At 70.5% G+C, this 16634-nt stretch carries 17 protein-coding genes and 1 pseudogene; 10 read left to right on the top strand and 8 right to left on the bottom strand.

The window, feature by feature from the left end; all coding sequences use genetic code 11:
* Positions 1-2: 2 nt before the first annotated feature.
* Together ACZ6I3_RS12940 and ACZ6I3_RS12935 are read right to left on the bottom strand one after the other, a co-directional pair.
* Positions 3-1370, bottom strand: coding sequence for a cytochrome P450 (locus tag ACZ6I3_RS12940; protein ID WP_469414192.1), 1368 nt, complete (start codon positions 1368-1370; stop codon positions 3-5).
* A gap of 488 nt (positions 1371-1858) precedes the next feature.
* Positions 1859-2809 (bottom strand): NADP-dependent oxidoreductase, encoded by a 951-nt coding sequence (locus tag ACZ6I3_RS12935; protein ID WP_469414191.1) that lies wholly within the window; start codon positions 2807-2809, stop codon positions 1859-1861.
* Between the two features lie 71 nt (positions 2810-2880).
* Here ACZ6I3_RS12935 and ACZ6I3_RS12930 point away from each other — a divergent pair, with 71 nt between their 5' ends.
* The 6 genes from ACZ6I3_RS12930 to ACZ6I3_RS12905 all read left to right on the top strand — a co-directional run bounded on the left by ACZ6I3_RS12930 (position 2881) and on the right by ACZ6I3_RS12905 (position 8431).
* On the top strand, positions 2881-3825 hold the full coding sequence (locus ACZ6I3_RS12930) for a GlxA family transcriptional regulator (RefSeq protein WP_469414190.1): 945 nt from the start codon (positions 2881-2883) through the stop codon (positions 3823-3825).
* A 252-nt stretch (positions 3826-4077) separates the two neighbouring features.
* On the top strand, positions 4078-5814 hold the full coding sequence (locus tag ACZ6I3_RS12925; protein ID WP_469414189.1) for a sensor histidine kinase: 1737 nt from the start codon (positions 4078-4080) through the stop codon (positions 5812-5814).
* Between the two features lie 5 nt (positions 5815-5819).
* Positions 5820-6230, top strand: a complete 411-nt coding sequence (locus tag ACZ6I3_RS12920; RefSeq protein WP_003994857.1) for a roadblock/LC7 domain-containing protein — start codon at positions 5820-5822, stop codon at positions 6228-6230.
* The gene (locus tag ACZ6I3_RS12915) at positions 6227-6598 is read left to right on the top strand and encodes a DUF742 domain-containing protein (RefSeq protein WP_215116839.1); all 372 of its coding nucleotides are present in this window, start codon (positions 6227-6229) and stop codon (positions 6596-6598) included. The genes ACZ6I3_RS12920 and ACZ6I3_RS12915 overlap by 4 nt, the downstream gene beginning before the upstream one ends.
* The gene (locus ACZ6I3_RS12910) at positions 6579-7184 is read left to right on the top strand and encodes a GTP-binding protein (protein ID WP_399022579.1); all 606 of its coding nucleotides are present in this window, start codon (positions 6579-6581) and stop codon (positions 7182-7184) included. Before ACZ6I3_RS12915 ends, ACZ6I3_RS12910 begins: the two co-directional genes overlap by 20 nt.
* Positions 7181-8431, top strand: coding sequence for a cytochrome P450 (locus ACZ6I3_RS12905; RefSeq protein ID WP_469414188.1), 1251 nt, complete (start codon positions 7181-7183; stop codon positions 8429-8431). The genes ACZ6I3_RS12910 and ACZ6I3_RS12905 overlap by 4 nt, the downstream gene beginning before the upstream one ends.
* Positions 8432-8690: 259 nt before the next feature.
* Here the strand turns inward: ACZ6I3_RS12905 and ACZ6I3_RS12900 are convergent, their stop codons facing one another.
* Positions 8691-10304 (bottom strand): hypothetical protein, encoded by a 1614-nt coding sequence (locus ACZ6I3_RS12900; RefSeq protein WP_469414186.1) that lies wholly within the window; start codon positions 10302-10304, stop codon positions 8691-8693.
* Positions 10305-11085: 781 nt separating this feature from the next.
* Between ACZ6I3_RS12900 and ACZ6I3_RS12895 the strand changes: the two are divergent.
* A pseudogene (locus tag ACZ6I3_RS12895) lies at positions 11086-11259 on the top strand (pyridoxamine 5'-phosphate oxidase family protein); the annotation flags it as partial.
* 78 nt (positions 11260-11337) lie between these two features.
* The gene (locus tag ACZ6I3_RS12890) at positions 11338-11730 is read left to right on the top strand and encodes a VOC family protein (protein ID WP_469414185.1); all 393 of its coding nucleotides are present in this window, start codon (positions 11338-11340) and stop codon (positions 11728-11730) included.
* 9 nt (positions 11731-11739) lie between these two features.
* Here ACZ6I3_RS12890 and ACZ6I3_RS12885 read toward each other — a convergent pair whose 3' ends face one another.
* The 3 genes from ACZ6I3_RS12885 to ACZ6I3_RS12875 are packed head-to-tail and all read right to left on the bottom strand — an operon-like array spanning position 11740 to position 13572.
* Positions 11740-12534, bottom strand: a complete 795-nt coding sequence (locus ACZ6I3_RS12885; RefSeq protein ID WP_469414184.1) for a thioesterase family protein — start codon at positions 12532-12534, stop codon at positions 11740-11742.
* A gap of 26 nt (positions 12535-12560) precedes the next feature.
* Positions 12561-12887 carry a branched-chain amino acid transporter permease gene (locus ACZ6I3_RS12880; protein WP_469414183.1) on the bottom strand — a complete coding sequence of 109 codons (327 nt, stop codon included), beginning with the start codon at positions 12885-12887 and terminating at the stop codon, positions 12561-12563.
* Entirely contained in the window at positions 12880-13572 is a 693-nt protein-coding gene (locus tag ACZ6I3_RS12875; RefSeq protein ID WP_469414182.1) for an AzlC family ABC transporter permease, read from the bottom strand. Before ACZ6I3_RS12875 ends, ACZ6I3_RS12880 begins: the two co-directional genes overlap by 8 nt.
* Positions 13573-13634: 62 nt before the next feature.
* On the opposite strand from ACZ6I3_RS12875, the gene ACZ6I3_RS12870 reads away from it, so the two are divergent.
* Positions 13635-14093, top strand: a complete 459-nt coding sequence (locus ACZ6I3_RS12870) for an Lrp/AsnC family transcriptional regulator (protein ID WP_469414180.1) — start codon at positions 13635-13637, stop codon at positions 14091-14093.
* Positions 14094-14164: 71 nt separating this feature from the next.
* Here ACZ6I3_RS12870 and ACZ6I3_RS12865 read toward each other — a convergent pair whose 3' ends face one another.
* Positions 14165-14461, bottom strand: a complete 297-nt coding sequence (locus ACZ6I3_RS12865; protein ID WP_469414178.1) for a DUF4235 domain-containing protein — start codon at positions 14459-14461, stop codon at positions 14165-14167.
* Positions 14462-14501: 40 nt separating this feature from the next.
* Positions 14502-15548, bottom strand: a complete 1047-nt coding sequence (locus tag ACZ6I3_RS12860; RefSeq protein WP_469414177.1) for a glutathione S-transferase family protein — start codon at positions 15546-15548, stop codon at positions 14502-14504.
* A gap of 159 nt (positions 15549-15707) precedes the next feature.
* Here ACZ6I3_RS12860 and ACZ6I3_RS12855 point away from each other — a divergent pair, with 159 nt between their 5' ends.
* On the top strand, positions 15708-16628 hold the full coding sequence (locus ACZ6I3_RS12855) for a cation diffusion facilitator family transporter (protein ID WP_469414553.1): 921 nt from the start codon (positions 15708-15710) through the stop codon (positions 16626-16628).
* Positions 16629-16634 lie beyond the last annotated feature (6 nt).

Raw genomic sequence — 16634 nt, 5'->3', positions numbered from 1 at the left:
ACCTAGAGACCGCCCCCGGCTCGGGGACGGTTCCGGCGGCGGACCGTCATCCGCAGGGTGTGCGGCCGTACGGTGAGCCGGGCGACCTGGTGGATGACCTGGCCCTCGGCGAGTTCCAGCCGTACCGAACGCAGCAGCGTCGCGAGCGCCGTGACCATCTCGGTGAGGGCGAGACGGTCCCCCATGCACTTGTGCTTGCCGTCCCCGAAGGGCAGGAACGCGCCCGGCGGAGGATCCTGCGCGGGGTCGGTCCACCGGTCCGGGGCGAAGGTGTGCGGGTCGGGGAAGCGCTCGGGGTCGCGGTGCAGGGCGTGCTGGCAGTAGGCCAGTTCGGTGCCGGCGGGCAGAATCCACTCGCCGAGCCGAGTCTCCTCGGTGGTGCGGCGGGTGACCAGCCAGCCAGGGTGGTGCAGCCGCAGGGTCTCGGTGATGACCCGGTTCAGGTACGGCAGCCGGATCACGTCGTCGAAGGCGACCGGCCGTTCGCCGAGGACCTCGTCCAGCTCAGCCATGACCCGGGCCTCGATGTCGCGGTTGCGGGCGAGTTCGTACAGAGCCCAGGACAGCACCGACGCGGTGGTCTCGGTGCCGGCGACGGCCAGGGTAAGGATCTCGGAGCAGATCTGATGCCCGGTCAGCGGCTCGCCGGTCTCCTCGTCGATGGCCCGCAGCAGCATGGAGAGCATGTCCCCGGTGTCGTGCCCGGAGGCCTGCAGTTCGTCGACGGCGGTGTTGATGGTGGCGCGTACGCCGGCCCGGGCCCGGTCGAAGCGGCGGTTGAAGGGCAGCGGCAGACGCTCGGCCCAGTCGGGCAGCATGATGCGCACACCGACGTCGTTCAACACCACCGACAGATCGCTGCGCAGCCGACGGAAGACTCGGTCGTCGAGGCTGCCGGCGAACACCGTCTTGGCCAGCATGTCCAGGCTGAGCCCGACCATCGCCTCGCGTACGTCGAGGGTTCGCCCGGGCTCCCAGCCGGCGACCGTGGCCGTCACCTCGGCACGCATGATGTCGACGTACCGGCTGATCTCGGTGTGGGCGAACGCCGGTTGCAGCTGGCGGCGTTTGCGTACGTGGGTCCGGCCGGTGGCGGTGACGACACTGTCGCCCAGCAGCTGGCCCAGCTTGTCGTAGAGCCGGCCCTTGTCGAGGCTGGGCCCCAGGGCCTTGAGCATCTGGTGGATCAGGGCCGGGTCCTGGACCACGATGGTGCGTGTCCCGGGTTGCAGGATGATCTCGACAAGTGGTTCTCGTGTCTCGCGCAGCGAGTCGATGAAGCCGAGGTTGTCGCGCATTTTCAGAGTGTGGCCGATGAACGGAAACGATCCTGCGGCTCGAGGTATGGGGGGAGGCGCAGTGGACGTCACGGGTCATCACCTTCACGGCAATCATGGGTTCATGGGTGCCCCTATGGCTTCCCTGAACCTTCCCAAGTGCAATCCTGACATGAACGTGTCCTGCGCCACGTGGCGATGGTGAGGAGGGGAGGGGGAGCCCTCTCTCCTCTCCGGCTTCGACGGCGTCCAGCTGAGCCTGACCCAGTCATTCCGTGGCCCGGCCATCGCCGCCGAAGCCAACAGATGGCTAGCGCCCAAGGCCGGCGGCAGGAAGGAACCCGCCGAGAACAGCGGGAAGCCTGCCATCGGCCTTGGCGAAGCCCGCCTCGTCTGCGTAGCTGTTACCCGCGCCCGTCAGCGACTCGACCTCGGCGGCCTGTCCTGGATCAAAAACTACCCAAGCCACTCGACTCCCACGGCGCCCTCTTCCCGCAACCCGGTCGACGCCCAGCCATCGGCGTGGGATCGACCGATCAGGGCCCGCGCAGGCCGGGGGAAGGTGTGCCCGCCCAGCCCGGCTAGTCGTTCACCAGCACCAGCTTCCCCGTAGTACGCCCGGTGTCGCCCAGCGTGTGCGCTTCCGACGCAGCGGCCAGCGGGAAGGTGCCCGCGATCGTGGCGCGGAGCTTGCCCGTCTCGGCGAGTTCCGCGATCGCCCGCATGTCGCTTCGGTCGGCGTCCACGAGCATCCGGAGCCCTCGTGCGCCGAGCCGCTCGGCCTCCTCGTAGAAGTCGTTCGAGCCTCCCGGGAGGATCGAGACCACGACACCGCCGGGACGCAGGACGCGCAGCGAGCGCAGGGCGTTGTCGCCGCCGATCGTGTCCAGGACGACGTCGACGTCCTTCACGGCCTCGGTGAAGTCCGTTTCCCGGTAGTCCACCGTCTCGTCCACGCCGAGCCCGCGCAGGAACTCGTGCTTGCCCGCGCTCGCGGTGCCGATCACGTACGCGCCCCGCGCCTTGGCGATCTGCACCGCCACATGCCCGACCCCGCCCGCGGCGGCGTGGATCAGCACCCGCTGCCCGGGCCGTACGTCCGCGTGCTCGACCAGCGCCTGCCACGCGGTGAGCGAGACCAGCGGCAGCGCGCCCGCCTGGACGTGGTCGATGCCGGCCGGCTTGCGGGTGAGGGCGCGGACCGGAGCGATCACGTACTCCGCGTGCGAGCCGTGTCCGTACGGATACGGCAGCATGCCGAAGACCTCGTCACCGGGCGCGAAGGCCACGACGCCGATGCCGGCTGCCTCCACCACCCCGGAGACGTCCCAGCCGAGGACGAAGGGCGGCTCGCCCAGGAAGCCGCCGGTCGCGCGGTGCTTCCAGTCGGTCGGGTTGACCCCGGCGGCCCGCACCCGGACCAGCACCTGGTTCGGCCCCGGTGCCGGGCGCTCGACGTCGACTTCCTTGAGGACCTCGGGACCGCCGAGGACGTCCTGGCTGATGGCTCGCATCGTGTTCTGTGTGCTCATGGTGATCAAGCGTGCCGGTCCGCGCACCGCTCGCCAATGGCAAGATTGCCAACCTTCGATAGGATCGTGCCATGCGACGCGAACGAGTGGTGGTCCTGGCCCTGGACGGGGTGTACCCCTTCGAGCTGGGCATCCCCAGCCGGATCCTCGGCGCCGCCGACGGCCGGTACGAGGTGCTGACCTGCTCGGTCGACGGCGGCCCGGTGCGCACCAACGCGGACTTCGGCGTCACCGTGGAGCACGGCCCCGAGGTCCTGGCCACGGCCGGCACGGTGGTGATCGCGCCCGTCGCTCCGGACCGTCTGACCGAGGAGGTGCCGAGCGAGGTCCTCGCCGCCCTCGTGCTCATCCGGCCCGGCACGCGCATCGTCTCCATCTGCACCGGCGCCTTCGTCCTCGCCGCCGCCGGGCTCCTCGACGGGCGCAGGGCGACCACGCACTGGCAGGTCGCCGACGCGTTCCGGCGCATGTTCCCGCTCGTCGACCTCGACCCGGACGTGCTGTTCGTCGACGACCACCCCTTCCTCACCTCCGCCGGAGCCGCCTCCGGGGTGGACATCTGCCTGCACCTGGTCCGCAAGGACCACGGCAGCCGGCTGGCCAACACCGTCGCCCGCCGCTGCGTGGTCCCGCCGTTCCGGGACGGCGGCCAGGCCCAGTACATCGAACAGCCCGTCCCCGAGCAGGGCGCCGCGAGCACCGCGGCCACCCGCGCCTGGATCCTGGAACGCCTCGGCGAACCGCTCACCCTGGCCGAACTCGCCGGCCACGCCCGGATGAGCCGGCGCACCTTCGCCCGCCGTTTCCACGACGAGGTGGGCCTCAGCCCCGGCCGCTGGCTGATCCAGCAGCGCGTGGCCCGGGCCCGGCACCTGCTGGAATCCAGCGACCTCACGGTGGACCAGATCGCCGGCCGGGTCGGCTTCGCGACGGGCGCGTCCCTGCGCCAGCATCTCCACGCGGCGATCGGCGTCTCCCCGCAGACGTACCGCCGCACCTTCCAGACCGCACGCTGACGCGTCCACGGTCGGGTACGCGGCCAACTCCCGAAGCCAGCATGGGGATTTGTCGACCCGTTCCCTTCTGTCGGAGCGTGACGGAACCCTCACGTCCGCAGGGTGACGAGGTTGATCCTTTCGGGTCTAAACCCGATAAGGTTCCGATCGGCGCTGCGAGTTGACGCGATCGCGTCCGGTCGACTCGCGGTGCGTACTCATGAGTGCGATCCACACCCCCCCTGTTCGATCGTGTTTGTTCGAAGGATGCAGATGGAACTCGCCACTCCGCCACCGGCGGCGCGGGCCCCTGTCGCCTGGTACAGCTGGTGGTTGATGCCGCTGGGCTTGGGAGGCGGGGCGGTTGCCGCCACGTTCATGAGCTCGGAGCGAATAACCGCGGCCGTCGCCGGTCTCGCGGCGACGGCGGCCAGTGCCGTGTGCGTACGCCTGCTGCTGCGCACCCGGGCACAACTGCACAAGGCGGAGAACTCCTTCCGCACCACGCAGGCCGAGCACAACCAGCAGTGGCAGCAGCACGTGGCGGGCCTGGAACGGAAGTTCTCCGCCGAACGCGCCTCACTGGAGTCCCAGCTCACCGAGCAGAACGCGACCTACGAGCGGCGCCTGGCCGACCAGGGCGCCACGTACGAGACGCAGCTCTCCGACACCTCCCGCGCCTACGAGGAACGGCTGACCGAGCAGGCCACGTCCTACGAGGCCCAGCTCGCCGACCAGGCCGAGGTCTGGCAGGAACAGCTCTCCCACCAGCTCGCCGCGGTCGCCCGGCTCGCTGACGAGCAACTGCCCTCCGCCATGGAGGCGCTGCGCTCCGGCGACGCCATCGACGACGTGCTGCCCACGCTCAACCAGTGCGCCAAGGTCAGCTCCGACCTCCAGGCCGAGCTGCGCAAGGTGCTGCGCACCGCCCTGATCGGCCTGGAGTCGGAGTTCGACCGCTCCACCTCCGCCGAGCAGGCCGTCATCAGCATCGGCAACCGCATCCACGTGCTGACCAGCAAGCTCCGCGGCCGCCTGCACGAGATGCAGGGCGAGCACGGCAGGCTCCCGGCCGTCGCCCGGGGCCTGATGGAGCTCGACCAGGAGATTGGCCCCGCCGACCGTCTCGCCGCCAGCATCGGCGTGCTCGGCGGCTCGGACCGGCCCGGCCGGCAGTGGCAGGAGCCGCAGCGGCTGCTCAGCGTGGCGCGCGGCGGCATCGGCCGGATCAAGGACTTCCACCGGATCCAGATCCGCCACCTGCCCGAACTCGGCGTCGACGGCGGTCTCGTGGACCACCTCACGCTGATCTTCGCTCACCTCCTCGACAACGCGGCCCGCTACTCGCCGCCCACCGAGCCGGTGCTCATCTCCGGCAAGGAGGTGCCCAACGGCGTCGGCATCGAGATCCAGGACTCCGGCAAGGGCCTGAGCGAGGAGAAGAAGCGCGAGGCCGAGCACGCCCTCGCGGGCACCGCTCCCGGCGCCGGCCTCGGCGGCATCACCGAGGACGCGAACATCGGTCTGCGCGTCGTCGGAGCCCTCGCCCGCCGCTACGGCATCCGCGTCACCTTCGCGGACTCCCCGTGGCTCGGCACTTCCGTGGTGGTCGTGGTTCCGCACAAGTACTTCAGCCCGCTGCCCGCCGCCGCACCGGCCGCGCCCGAGGTCCGCACCGCCATGGCGGCCCCGGCCCGCGAGACGGTCACCGCACCGGCACCGGCACCGGCACCGGCACCGGCACCGGACGGCCCGGCCGAGGCCGCGGAGACCACGCCCGGAGGACTGCCCCGGCGCCGCAGCAAGCGGAACGAAGCGGCCGAGCCCAGGCAGGCCGAGCGGACGGACCGGAGCGCCGCCTCCGCCATCCCGCCGGACGCCTCGTTCTCCGGCCTCGCCGCCTTCGCCACCGCCGGACGCGACGCCGAAGAGGCGTCCCAGGCGGCCGGCGACCGCGACACCGACGCCGGACGCGAGTCCAACGAGCACCGCACCGAAGAGAGCGACTAGTCCTCATGACGCAACAAGGAACAGATGTGAGCTGGGCGCTCCGCGATCTCGTCGAGAGCATCCAGGAGATCCGCTTCGCCCTTGTGGCCTCCAGCGACGGCAAGGCCATCACCTCCTACGGCGCCGAAGACCCCGACGACGTCGACCGCTTCGCCGCCGTGGTGGCCGGTCTGCAGGCCCTCGCCCAGCCGGTCGCCGAGCAGTTCCCCAAGTACGCCGGGCAGCTGCGGCTCGCGATGATCGAAGTCGACGGCGGGCACCTCTTCGTGGTCCGCGCCGGTGTGGAGACCTACCTCGGTGTCCTTGCCAGGGAAGGCCTCGACCAGGGCCTGCTCGGGCACCAGATGAGAGACCTGGCCCGCAGGATGGGTGAGCTCCTCGGCACCACTCCGCGCCTGGAGGAGCACTCTGGATGAGTGCTCCCCGCAGGCCGTCGGACCCGTCCGGTCTCGAGCGCTACTACGTCCTCACGGGCGGACGCAGCGGACCGGGCGGTTCGGCGTCGAGCCTCGACGTGGCGACGCTGGTCGTCGCCCGCGCCGCCCCGTTACCGGGCATGCAGCACGAGCACGAGGAGATTCTCCGCCGGTGCCGCGATCCGCTGTCGGTCGCCGAACTCGGCGCTCACCTCGGGCTGCCCTTCAACATTCTCGCAGTGCTGCTGTCGGACCTGCTCGTCGCAGGTCGCGTCGAAGCCCGTAACCCCATCCCGGCGCACGACGCCGGCCGCGGGCCCGACCTCGCGCTCCTTGAGGAGGTACTCAGTGGACTTGAAAGGCTTTGACCAACCCGGAGGGCGGGCGGGCGGGGACGCCCGCTCGGTGAAGGTGATGATCGCCGGCGGGTTCGGCACCGGGAAGACCACGATGGTCCGGTCGGTCAGCGACATCAAGCCGCTCACCACCGAGGAGACCCTCACCCAGGCCAGTGCCGACGTCGACCGTCTCATCGGCGTCGCCGACAAGACGCAGACCACCGTCAGCCTCGACTTCGGCAAGATCGGCATCAACGAGAGCCTGGTGCTGTACCTGTTCGGCACGCCCGGTCAGGAGCGCTTCTGGTTCCTGTGGAACGGGCTGTTCAAGGGGGCGCTCGGCGCGATCGTCCTGGTGGACACCCGCCGCCTGGAGTCCAGTTTCCGGGCGATCGAGGAGATGGAGCGGCAGGAGGTCCCCTTCGTCGTCGCCCTGAACGTCTTCCCCGACTCCACCAACTACCCGGTCGAGGAGATCCGGGACGCCCTGGACATCCCCGAGCACACCCCGGTCATAGCCTTCGACGCCCGCGACCGGGCCTCCAGCCGGGACGTCCTCGTCGCCCTGATCCACCATCTGAAGGAACGCTCGGCCGTGGCCCTGGAGCCCCGATGAACGACTCGACCGAATCCGGACTCCAGCCCGTACGGGGCTGCCCCGTCGCCCATCACGGCGCCGACCTGACCAGGCTGTACGGCCCGGACGCCGCGACCGATCCGGGAGGCATCTACGAGCGGCTGCGCAAGGAGCACGGCTCGGTCGCGCCGGTCCTGCTCGAAGGCGACGTGCCCGCCTGGCTGGTCCTCGGATACCGCGACAACCGGCGGGTGCTCGACAACCCCCGTCAGTTCAGCCGGGACGCGCGGATCTGGCGGGACTGGCGGGACGGCCGGATCGAGGAGACCTCGCCGATCATGCCGATGGTCGGCTGGCGCCCCGACTGTGTGTCCCAGGACGGCGAACCGCACCGCAGGCTGCGCGGCGCCGTCACCGACGGGTTGCAGGCGGCGGCCGCCCGGGGCATCCGGCGGCACGTCACGTACTTCGCGAACAAGCAGATCGACGCGTTCGCCGACGCCGGGCACACCGACCTCGTGGCCGACTACGCCGAGCAGCTGCCGATGCTCGTGCTGACCAGGATGCTGGGCCTGCCCGCGGCGGACGGGCTACGCATGATCGAGTCGTGCGCCCAGGTCTTCAAGGGCGGTGAGGGCGCCCTCGAGCACAACGACCGGATCATGCAGATCCTCTCGGAACTCGCCGAGCGCAAGCGGGCCGAGCCGGGCTCCGACTTCGCCACGGCCCTGCTGGAGCACCCGGCCGGCCTCGACCACGACGAGGTCGTCAGCCATCTGCGCCTGGTGCTGATCGCCGCGCACACCACCACCAGCAATCTGCTGGCCCGGGTCCTGCAACGGGTCCTCACCGATGCCGCCCGGCTGTCCGGTCTGGTCAGCGGGGAGCTGAACATCTCCTCGGTGGTGGAGGAGGTCATGTGGGACGCCCCGCCGCTGTCCGTGCTGCCGGGCCGGTTCGCAACCGCCGACATGGAGCTCGGAGGCCATCACGTCCAGGAGGGCGAACTGCTCATCCTGGGCCTGGCCGCCGGCAACGTCGACCCGGATGTACGGCCCGACTCGGCCGTCGCCGTGCAGGGCAACCAGTCGCACCTGGCGTTCAGCGCCGGACCGCACGAGTGCCCAGGGCAGAACATCGGCCAGTCCATCATCGAGATCGGCGTGGACGTTCTGCTGCACCGGCTGCCGGACCTGCGCCTGGCTGTACCGCCGGAAGAACTCGGCTCGACGGCCTCCACGTGGGAGTCCCGGCTGGACAGCCTGCCGGTCGAGTTCGCCGTCTAGGCCACGCCGGCGCACCGTTGCCCGGCCGGCTTCCGGCCGGGCAACGGTGCGCGTGGGTGCAGGCGGTGGCTCACACGCTCAGCAGGTCGTCAACCGAGCTGGTGGGGGACGATCATGCCGATGTCGAGGTAAGCGCCGTCGCCGAGTACGGCCATGCCCTGGCAGTGCCTTCGCGTCTGCGGTGGGGCCGGGCACAGGCTGGGCCGTTACCACCACCAGGCGGGTGCGAGCAGCGGCCCGAGCCTTCAGGATCGAGGCGTCAGCCGTCGAGCCAGTCGCCTGCGACGCCCGTGGGACGGTATCCCGTGGCGTTCCAGAGGAAATGCGGGTGGGCGCAGCCGAACATGTAGGCGAGCAGTGCGGTGTCCTCCCTCCCGGTCTGAGGGTCGTGCAGGGTGTGGAACCTCTCGGATCCGACTACGCCGGAGTCTTGTTGGACATGACGGGCGCGGTCCGGCGATGGTGCGGCGCTGGATGCCTCCACGGCGGCGATGTAGGTGCGGCGCAAGATCTCCCATGTGCTGTCCGTGTTGCCGTACCAGGGGCCGTGCAGTGCTTCGAAGGCATGGAGCTCGGCGTCGAAGAGTGCCCATGTCCGGGGGTACTGCGCTCGGCAGAGTGCGGACAGTTCGGCGGTCCTGGTGCTCAGTGCTGGTGCGGTGGGCCGCGGGGCGATGGTGAGGGTGGTGCCGTGGGTGAGGAGGCCGGTGCATGGGTTGGGCTGCAGGTCGCACAGCGTGCACTCCTCGGCCGGGGGGAGGCCCTGGGTGATGCCGTCGAACCACAGGGCATGGCGGCCCGTGAGCCCCATCCAGACGGTGGTGGTGGTCATCAGCCAGGTGTTCCACATCGGGCTGTGGGCCTCGGGCATGCAGCCGTACTTGACGACGGCTATCGCGCAGGCAGCGTAGAGCGCCTTGGTGTGGGTGGGCATGTCGGCGAGCCAGAAGTTGCTGATCTCGCCGGTGAGGGCGTCGGCTCGTACATCGGCCATGTCGTCGATGACGCGGCACAGCAGCAGGGAGGCGAGGTTTTCTTCCTGCCAGAGTTCGGTGTCGGGGGCGACGTGCCAGAACAGGCAGTCCATCATCTGCAGGGCCGAGTAGGTGCTTTGGTTGAGCGGGTTGGTCTGGGGGAGCGTGACGCTGCCCGCGTCGTGCTGTTGGAGCCAGTACTCGTCGACGGATCGCTTGTGGGCTGCGAAGAGTCCGGAGACCAGGGCCCGTGCGCTGTTGGTGCTGAAATTCTCGGCCAGGCGGCCTTCGACGTGTTGGGTGAGGCGCGTTGTGTCGATGGTGTCGATCACGCGTTTGTATTCGTGGAAGACGAGGATGTCGTTCTCGAAGCGGTGGCGGTGGCCGAGGTCTCGTTCGAGGTCGTTCATCTGCCGGGTCCAGGACCATCCACCGGTCAGGACGCTGTCGAGTTCCCGGCGGTATGGCCAGGTCTTGACGGTGAGGGGACGACCGGCGCTCTGCCGCCAACGGTAGTCGTCCAGAGTGCGTGCGGGGGGCGTGGGCAGCCGACGGCACAGAGGGCAGGCGCAGACGGTTGTCTGCTCCTCCTCGCGCGGCGGGGCGAGTGCCCGGCTCCTCCAGGCCCCTTCCAGCATGGTGCAGGTCAGTCTGCAGACCTCAATGTCGGTGCTGACTTGGGGGAAGGCTGCTTCGATCATGCGCAGGTGGGTGTCGAGCTGCCTCAACCTGGCGTAGCCCTCCTCGTCGGGCGGGAGGAACGCGGGCCGCGCCAGATGGAGGGCTCCCTCCACCTGCAGCGTCGTGCTGGAGTGGGGGGAGCCGAATGCGTTCAGCCGCTGCTGAGCGGCGTTCTGGGACCTTCGGTACTGCTCCGTGCTCCCATTGATCTGTTTCACCAAGAGGCGGGCCAGGATGTTCCCCGCCTCCGTGGGCTGGAGCTGGGCGCTTGGCTGCGCCGGGAGCGAGCTGTCGGCGGATGCCTTCGTAACAGCACCTGCGACTCGAGATTTCACACCGGTCTCCCCATAAGCTGTGGTCCTGGCAACGGAATCGATCGACCGTGGTCGTTGACCTGCCGTGTCCGGGAATCTTCTGTACTTTCCGCGACGACCTCGCCGGACAGCCGGACTGATGCGACCGGCTTTGGCTCCTGCTGCGAACGACCGTGAGAGGCACGACTGCTGCGATGGCGGCACTCCTGCTGCAAGGCGAGCACCTGCATCGCCGCCTCAGCTGTGTTGATCAGGAAGCGCTCGCGGTCCGTCAGGCGTAGCGCGACCCCTGGAGCCGAGATGCGCTGCTTCGCCCGAGGCGTGTGGGTAGCTGACCGGGATGTCGAAGGGGAGGTCGAACCGGACGTCCTGAGGCATGGGCTTCCTTTCGGGAGACGGACCGCAGAGCCCCCCGCCCCTGCGAGCGGACGGTGCCTTGACCGGCCGCACACTCGAACTCGACTTCGCAGTCCGAACGTTGAACCGAGAAGCGGTACGAGACTGCCCACGGCGGGAATAGGCCATTCCGTGACACTGCCGTGATCTCGGTTACTGCGGAAAGCGCTTGAGCTGCGTATACTCCCTCGTCCCTCACCCGGCTCGGCCCGTCCGCCGGGCCTCCCCGGCCTCCTGGCGTCACACTGGACCTCGTCCGTTCTGACGACTCTTCAGGAGGCGCACCGACACTCCCGCGTCGAGCCCCACCGGACGGAACCTGACCGCGACCGGCCGCGCCCGGGTGGGCATCGGGCCGACCCGTGACGTCGTCCTCGTCGAGGGCACCGTCGAGACCGTCCAGCCCGGCGAACTGGACGGCCGCGAACTCATGCGCGACGAACGGTGGTTGACGGCCGACTGAATCGGCCGTACCGGGATAACCGCAAGGTACGAGGCCGCGGGGCAGCACGCCCCAGGGCCGGAATCCTGCGGAGGAGACATGGCCCTGGTGAAAGCGGGTGTCCTGGTGCTCGACTGCGCCGAGCCCGAGAAGCTCGCCGTGTTCTACAAGGAGTTGCTGGAAGGGGAGGAGTCGGACGCGACGGCCAACCGGGTGGAGATCAAGACCGCCGACGGCTTCCGGATCGCCCTGCGTCGGGACGTCAACGCCACCCCGCCCAGCTGGCCGCGTCCCGAGAACTCCCTCCAGGCCCATCTGGAGTTCGTGGTGGACGACCTCGACGCGGTGGAACGCCGGGTCATCAGTCTGGGCGGACGCCCCCTGGAGGCCAAGGACGCCTCGGGCCCCCTGGAGGAACGCGGCTACGCCGACCCGGCGGGCCACTCCTTCATCCTGCGCCGCACCCCGCCGACGGCACCCAAGCAGGGCTGAGTACGGCGCTCAGCCGGATGCCGGCAGCGGCCTGACGGTGAGCATCTGCTGGGCATGGCCGACGGGTCCGGCGAGGTCGTGCAGGACGGTGCTGGTGACGCCCTGGCCGGTGGCGCCGAAGGTGACGGTCGTGTCGAGCCCGGTCCAGGGGCCTTCCGGCCGGCGGTGGAGGTGGACGGTGAGGTCGACGTTCGGGAACATCCACCGGTCGGGCGACCGGCGTACGGCGATGCCGTTGGCGGTGTCGACGAGCGCGATGTAGGAGGCGAGCGGGCTCGCGGCCTGCCCGGCCACCAGGTCGAGCGAGGTGGAGATCCAGGCCGTCGTGCGGCCCGGCCGCGGTGGTGCGAGCGGACGGACGTCGAGGGAGGCGATGTATCCGCCGGGCCACACGGAGGTCAGTGGCCAAGAGGCGAGCTCCTCGGGCGGGGTGAGCCGGCCGGCCTCACCGCCGGCGGCCTCCGCCGTGTCGCAGTCGGCGAGGAGCCAGGCCCGGGCCCGTACGACGGGGCGGCCGGAGATGAGGGCGACGGCCTCGACGAGTTCGATGGTGCGGCCGGGCCGGACGGTCTCCACCCGGATCTCGCACTCGTCCAGGGCGAGGCGGCCCAGGATGTCGAAGCTGAGCCGGGACAGGGTCAGGCCGCTGCCCGGCCGTGCGGCCCGGTGGCGGTCGATCGCGTGGACCATGAGGCCGCCGAGCGGGCTGAAGTGCTGCTCGTCGGGATGCCATGCGCCGCCCGCGTGGGCGGTGGGCTTGTAGCGGTGCGCGCCGGTGGGTTCGAAGTAGCTTCCGGTGTTCAACGCGGGCGTGCCTTTCGAGGACGGGATCAGTGGGCGAAGACCGCGCCGGCCAGGGCCACATGGACGGCCGTGCCGGCGAGGATGCTGAGCAGGGCGTTGCGGAGCCACAGGTGCAGGCCGACGGTGACGGCCAGGGCGGCCAGCGGGGCCACGGCGCGTGACTCGGTGAGCGGCAGATCGCGCAGGCAGTAGACGACCAGGATCACCATCACCCCGGCGGGCATCCGGGTGCTGAGGTAGCGCACGGTGGCGCTGGCCCGCAGCGGTGCCAGGGCGGCGAACGGCAGGGCACGCAGCGACCAGGTGACGGCGGCGGTGACGAGGACCGCGACGACCGCGTAGGTGTCAGACATGAGCGGGCTCCCTCCGGGTGGCGAGCCGGCGTGCCAGGAGTCCGGCGGTGAACAGGGCGAAGGCCGCCGGCAGGAGCTGCCCGGGGAAGAGCAGGCGCGCGCCCAGGGCGCAGAGCAGGGCGAGCACCGGGGTCGGCAGGTCGCCCCGCAGGTCACGGATCGCGTCGAGAGCGAGGACGACGAACAGCGCGGTCAGGGCGAAGTCCAGTCCGGTGACACTGTCCGGGACGAGGGAGCCCAGCAGGGCCCCGGCCGTCGCGCTGCCGGCCCAGTACAGATGCATGAAGAACTGCAGCCACAGGATGCGCCGGCTCGACCAGTCGCGGGCCTGCCCGCCCGCGGTCAGCGCGTACGCCTCGTCGGTGAGCGCGAAGGTGCTGTACGTCCGTGCGAGCCTGCCGCGCACGCGGTGCAGGGGAAAGGACAGGGCGTAGAAGACGTGCCGTGCCTGCACCAGGAAGGCGGCCAGGGCGATGGACGCCAGGGGCGCGGCGGCCACGACCATGCCGATGAGCAGGAACTCGAACGAACCGCCGTAGATCAGCGCCGCGGAGAGCCCGGCCCACCACCAGTCGAGCCCCGACTGGACCACGAGCGCCCCGAAGGCGAGACCGAGCGGCACCATCCCGAGGCCCACGGAGGCACAGTCCTGGAAAGCGGCCCGCGCCGCAGGGCTTATTCGCATGTCGACATTTTAGGAAAGTTCACACCTCATATGGTTGCCGATTATGGCCCTATGATCTCTTCATGGGCAATGAAAGTGGCCTCGATGCCGTCGATCGCGAAATTCTGTTTCACCTGCGCCAGGGCGGCCGGCTGTCGAACGTCGAGCTGGCCAAGCGGGTGGGGCTGACTCCGCCGCCCTGTCTGCGCCGGGTCAAGCGCCTCGAGGAGAGCGGCGTCATCGCCGGCTACCGGGCCGTCATCGATCCCGGAGCCGTGGGCCGCGCGCTCGAAGTGCTCGTCGACGTCGAGATCTACGCCCAGGACCGCAGGACCGTCGAGGAGTTCGAGACCACCGTGGCCTCCTACGAGGAGGTCGTCGAGTTCCGGAGGATGTACGGGCGTCCCGACTACTTCCTCCGTGTCGCCGTGGCCGACCACGCCGCCTACGAGGCCTTCATGATGAGCAAGCTCAGCGGCCTGCCCGCCGTCCTGCGCCTCGAGTCGCACCTCACCATGAAGACGATCAAGGTGGACGGCTGAGCGGACCCCGGGCACAGGCCGGCCCCGCCCGCCGCACAGGCCGGACGGGGCCGGGCGAGGCCGGGGCAGTGTCAGTCCCGGCCGCCCTTCTCGTCGGCCGGCCACGCGCCGGTCGAACGCTCGATGGCCTTGGCGCCCGCGCGGTCCACGGCGCTGCGGACCACCGCGAAGATGGCGCCCTGGACGGCGGCGGCCAGCAGGATCTCGCCCCAGCCGCGGTCCCGGTCCAGCGCGTCGGGCGCGTCCTCCTCGTGCCGGAGCGCCATCCAGGTCTTGCGGAAGGCGAGTCCGGACAGCCAGCCGCTCGACCAGCCCAGGATGAACCCGAGGGGCTGGTAGGCGAGGGGCAGCTTCTTCTTCTTGGCCACGTGGATCTCCTTCGTCGCTCAGGGGGGTGGGTGGGAGTGGTCAGGGGGTGTGCGCGGCCGGGACCCGCTCCGTGTGCGCGGCCGGGACCCGCTCCTCGGCGCGGACCGGCCCCGGCGGCGTGCCGTCGCCGAAGGGCCGGCCGCCCAGTTCCGCACGGCGGTGCGGGGTCAGCCAGCCGGACAGGTCCGGGCCCAGCGGCACGACGCGGGTGGGGTTGATGCCCGTGTGCACCTGGTAGTAGTGGCGCTTGATGTGGTCGAAGTCGACGGTGTCGCCGAACCCGGGCGTCTGGTACAGGTCACGGACGTACCCCCACAGCACCTGGTTCTCCGTCAGCTTCCAGCGGTTGCACTTGAAGTGGCCGTGGTAGACCGCGTCGAAGCGGACCAGGGTGGTGAACAGCCGGATGTCCGCCTCGGTGACCGTGTCGCCGACGAGGTACCGCTGCCCCTCCAGCCGGTCCGCCAGCAGCTCAAGACGCCGGAACACTCCCGCGCAGGCGGCCTCGTACTCCTCCTGCCCGGTGGCGAAACCCGCCCGGTACACGCCGTTGTTGACGTCCTGGTAGACGTCCGCCATCACCTCGTCGATCTCGTCGCGCAGCCCGTCCGGGTACAGGTCGGGCGCGCCCTCCCGGTGCAGGGCCGTCCATTCGGTCGCGAGGTCGAGCGTGAGCTGCTGGTAGTCGTTGGTGACCAGCTTCCCGCTGGGCACGTCCACGATCGCCGGCACACTGACACCGCCGGGGTAGTCGGTCTCCCGCCGGTCGTAGGCCTCGCCGAGGTAGCGGATGCCGAGGACCGGATCGCGGCCGTCCTCGTCCAGCGTGAAGCGCCAGCTGCGGTCGTCCTGGATCGGGTCGGCGACGGCCAGGGACAGCGCGTCCTCCAGGCCGAGCAGCCGCCGGGAGACCAGCGACCGGCTCGCCCACGGGCAGGCGCGGCTGACGACCAGACGGTAGCGGCCCGCCTCCACCGGCCAGCCGTCCCGGCCGTCCGCCGTGATCCGGTCCGCGAAATGCGCCTTGGACCGTTTGAACGTCCTCCTGCCGTAGGCGCTGTTGCCGTCGCCGTCGTCGCGGCTCATGGTGGTGACCTCCTTGCCGTACGTGTGACCCGCCGGTCGTGCGTGTGCCCTGGTGAACGCGTTCCCCTTTTTCCGCCGACGGCACGGTGTGAGCACCGCCGACCGGGGCAATCGGCGTGGGTGAGTGATGAAGGAAGTGATCGCAGGACACGCGTCACCGTGCTGGTGGCGCTCGCGGCCAACCTGGTGATCGCGGCGGCCAAGGCCGTCGGCGGCCTGGCCGCGGGATCCCCTGCCCTGCTGTCGGAGGCGGCCCACTCGGTGGCCGACAGCCTCAACGAGGTGTTCCTGCTGGCGGCGCTGCGCCGCAGCCGCCGCCCCGCCGACCGGCGGCACCCCTTCGGCTACGGCAAGGAGCGGTTCTTCTGGTCGCTCCTCGCGGCGGTCGGGATCTTCGTCATGGGCGGCTGCTTCTCCTTCTTCCAGGGCTTCGAGGCCCTCGCGAGCGGATCGGAGGAGAAGCTCGGCGGCTATGTCGCCGGCCTGATCGTGCTCGGCATCGCCCTCCTCGCGGAGGGCGGTTCCTTGTTGCGCGCCCTGTATCAGGTGCGCGGGCAGGGCGGTGTGCGCGCCGGGCTGCGCGACCCGGCCCTGCGGACGGTCGTCGCCGAGGACGGCACCGCGGTGCTCGGTGTCACGCTGGCCATGGCGGGCATGGCCCTGCACATGGTCACCGGCCAGGTGGTGTGGGAGGCGTCCGCCTCACTCGCGATCGGTGCCCTGCTGGTCTTCGTCGCCTACCGGCTGGGCCGGGAGGCGCGCGACCAGCTGATCGGCGAGGCCGCCGACCCGGAGGCGAGCGGGCGGATCCAGGCACTGCTGCGGGCGCAGCCCGAGATCGACAGCGTGGAGGCACTGTTCACGATGAAGACGGGCCTCGACTCGGCCCTTGTGGCCGCCCGCGTCGACCTGGTGCCCGGCCTGGACAGCGAGCACGTCGAGGAGGTCGCCGTCCGCATCAAGCGCTCCATCGCGCGGACGGTGCCCGAGGCGGACCAGATCTTCCTCGACGTCACGGACCGCGGCGCCCGGGAGGCAGCGGAAAGCCCCGCCGCGACGGGGGAACGCGGCGGGGCCTGAACCACG

This window comes from Streptomyces sp. NPDC041940 (assembly GCF_055589465.1).
Note: the sequence above shows the minus strand (reverse complement) of the source record. Positions and strands in the feature narration are given on the sequence as shown.

What these genes read in the sequence shown, in the direction of transcription:
- ACZ6I3_RS12875 (WP_469414182.1), bottom strand. Translation starts at nt 13,572, where the DNA reads ATGCGAATAAGCCCTGCGGCGCGGGCCGCTTTCCAGGACTGTGCCTCC.
- ACZ6I3_RS12925 (WP_469414189.1), top strand. Translation starts at nt 4,078, where the DNA reads ATGGAACTCGCCACTCCGCCACCGGCGGCGCGGGCCCCTGTCGCCTGG.
- ACZ6I3_RS12860 (WP_469414177.1), bottom strand. Translation starts at nt 15,548, where the DNA reads ATGAGCCGCGACGACGGCGACGGCAACAGCGCCTACGGCAGGAGGACG.
- ACZ6I3_RS12905 (WP_469414188.1), top strand. Translation starts at nt 7,181, where the DNA reads ATGAACGACTCGACCGAATCCGGACTCCAGCCCGTACGGGGCTGCCCC.
- ACZ6I3_RS12890 (WP_469414185.1), top strand. Translation starts at nt 11,338, where the DNA reads ATGGCCCTGGTGAAAGCGGGTGTCCTGGTGCTCGACTGCGCCGAGCCC.
- ACZ6I3_RS12930 (WP_469414190.1), top strand. Translation starts at nt 2,881, where the DNA reads ATGCGACGCGAACGAGTGGTGGTCCTGGCCCTGGACGGGGTGTACCCC.
- ACZ6I3_RS12870 (WP_469414180.1), top strand. Translation starts at nt 13,635, where the DNA reads ATGGGCAATGAAAGTGGCCTCGATGCCGTCGATCGCGAAATTCTGTTT.
- ACZ6I3_RS12935 (WP_469414191.1), bottom strand. Translation starts at nt 2,809, where the DNA reads ATGAGCACACAGAACACGATGCGAGCCATCAGCCAGGACGTCCTCGGC.
- ACZ6I3_RS12880 (WP_469414183.1), bottom strand. Translation starts at nt 12,887, where the DNA reads ATGTCTGACACCTACGCGGTCGTCGCGGTCCTCGTCACCGCCGCCGTC.
- ACZ6I3_RS12920 (WP_003994857.1), top strand. Translation starts at nt 5,820, where the DNA reads ATGACGCAACAAGGAACAGATGTGAGCTGGGCGCTCCGCGATCTCGTC.
- ACZ6I3_RS12915 (WP_215116839.1), top strand. Translation starts at nt 6,227, where the DNA reads ATGAGTGCTCCCCGCAGGCCGTCGGACCCGTCCGGTCTCGAGCGCTAC.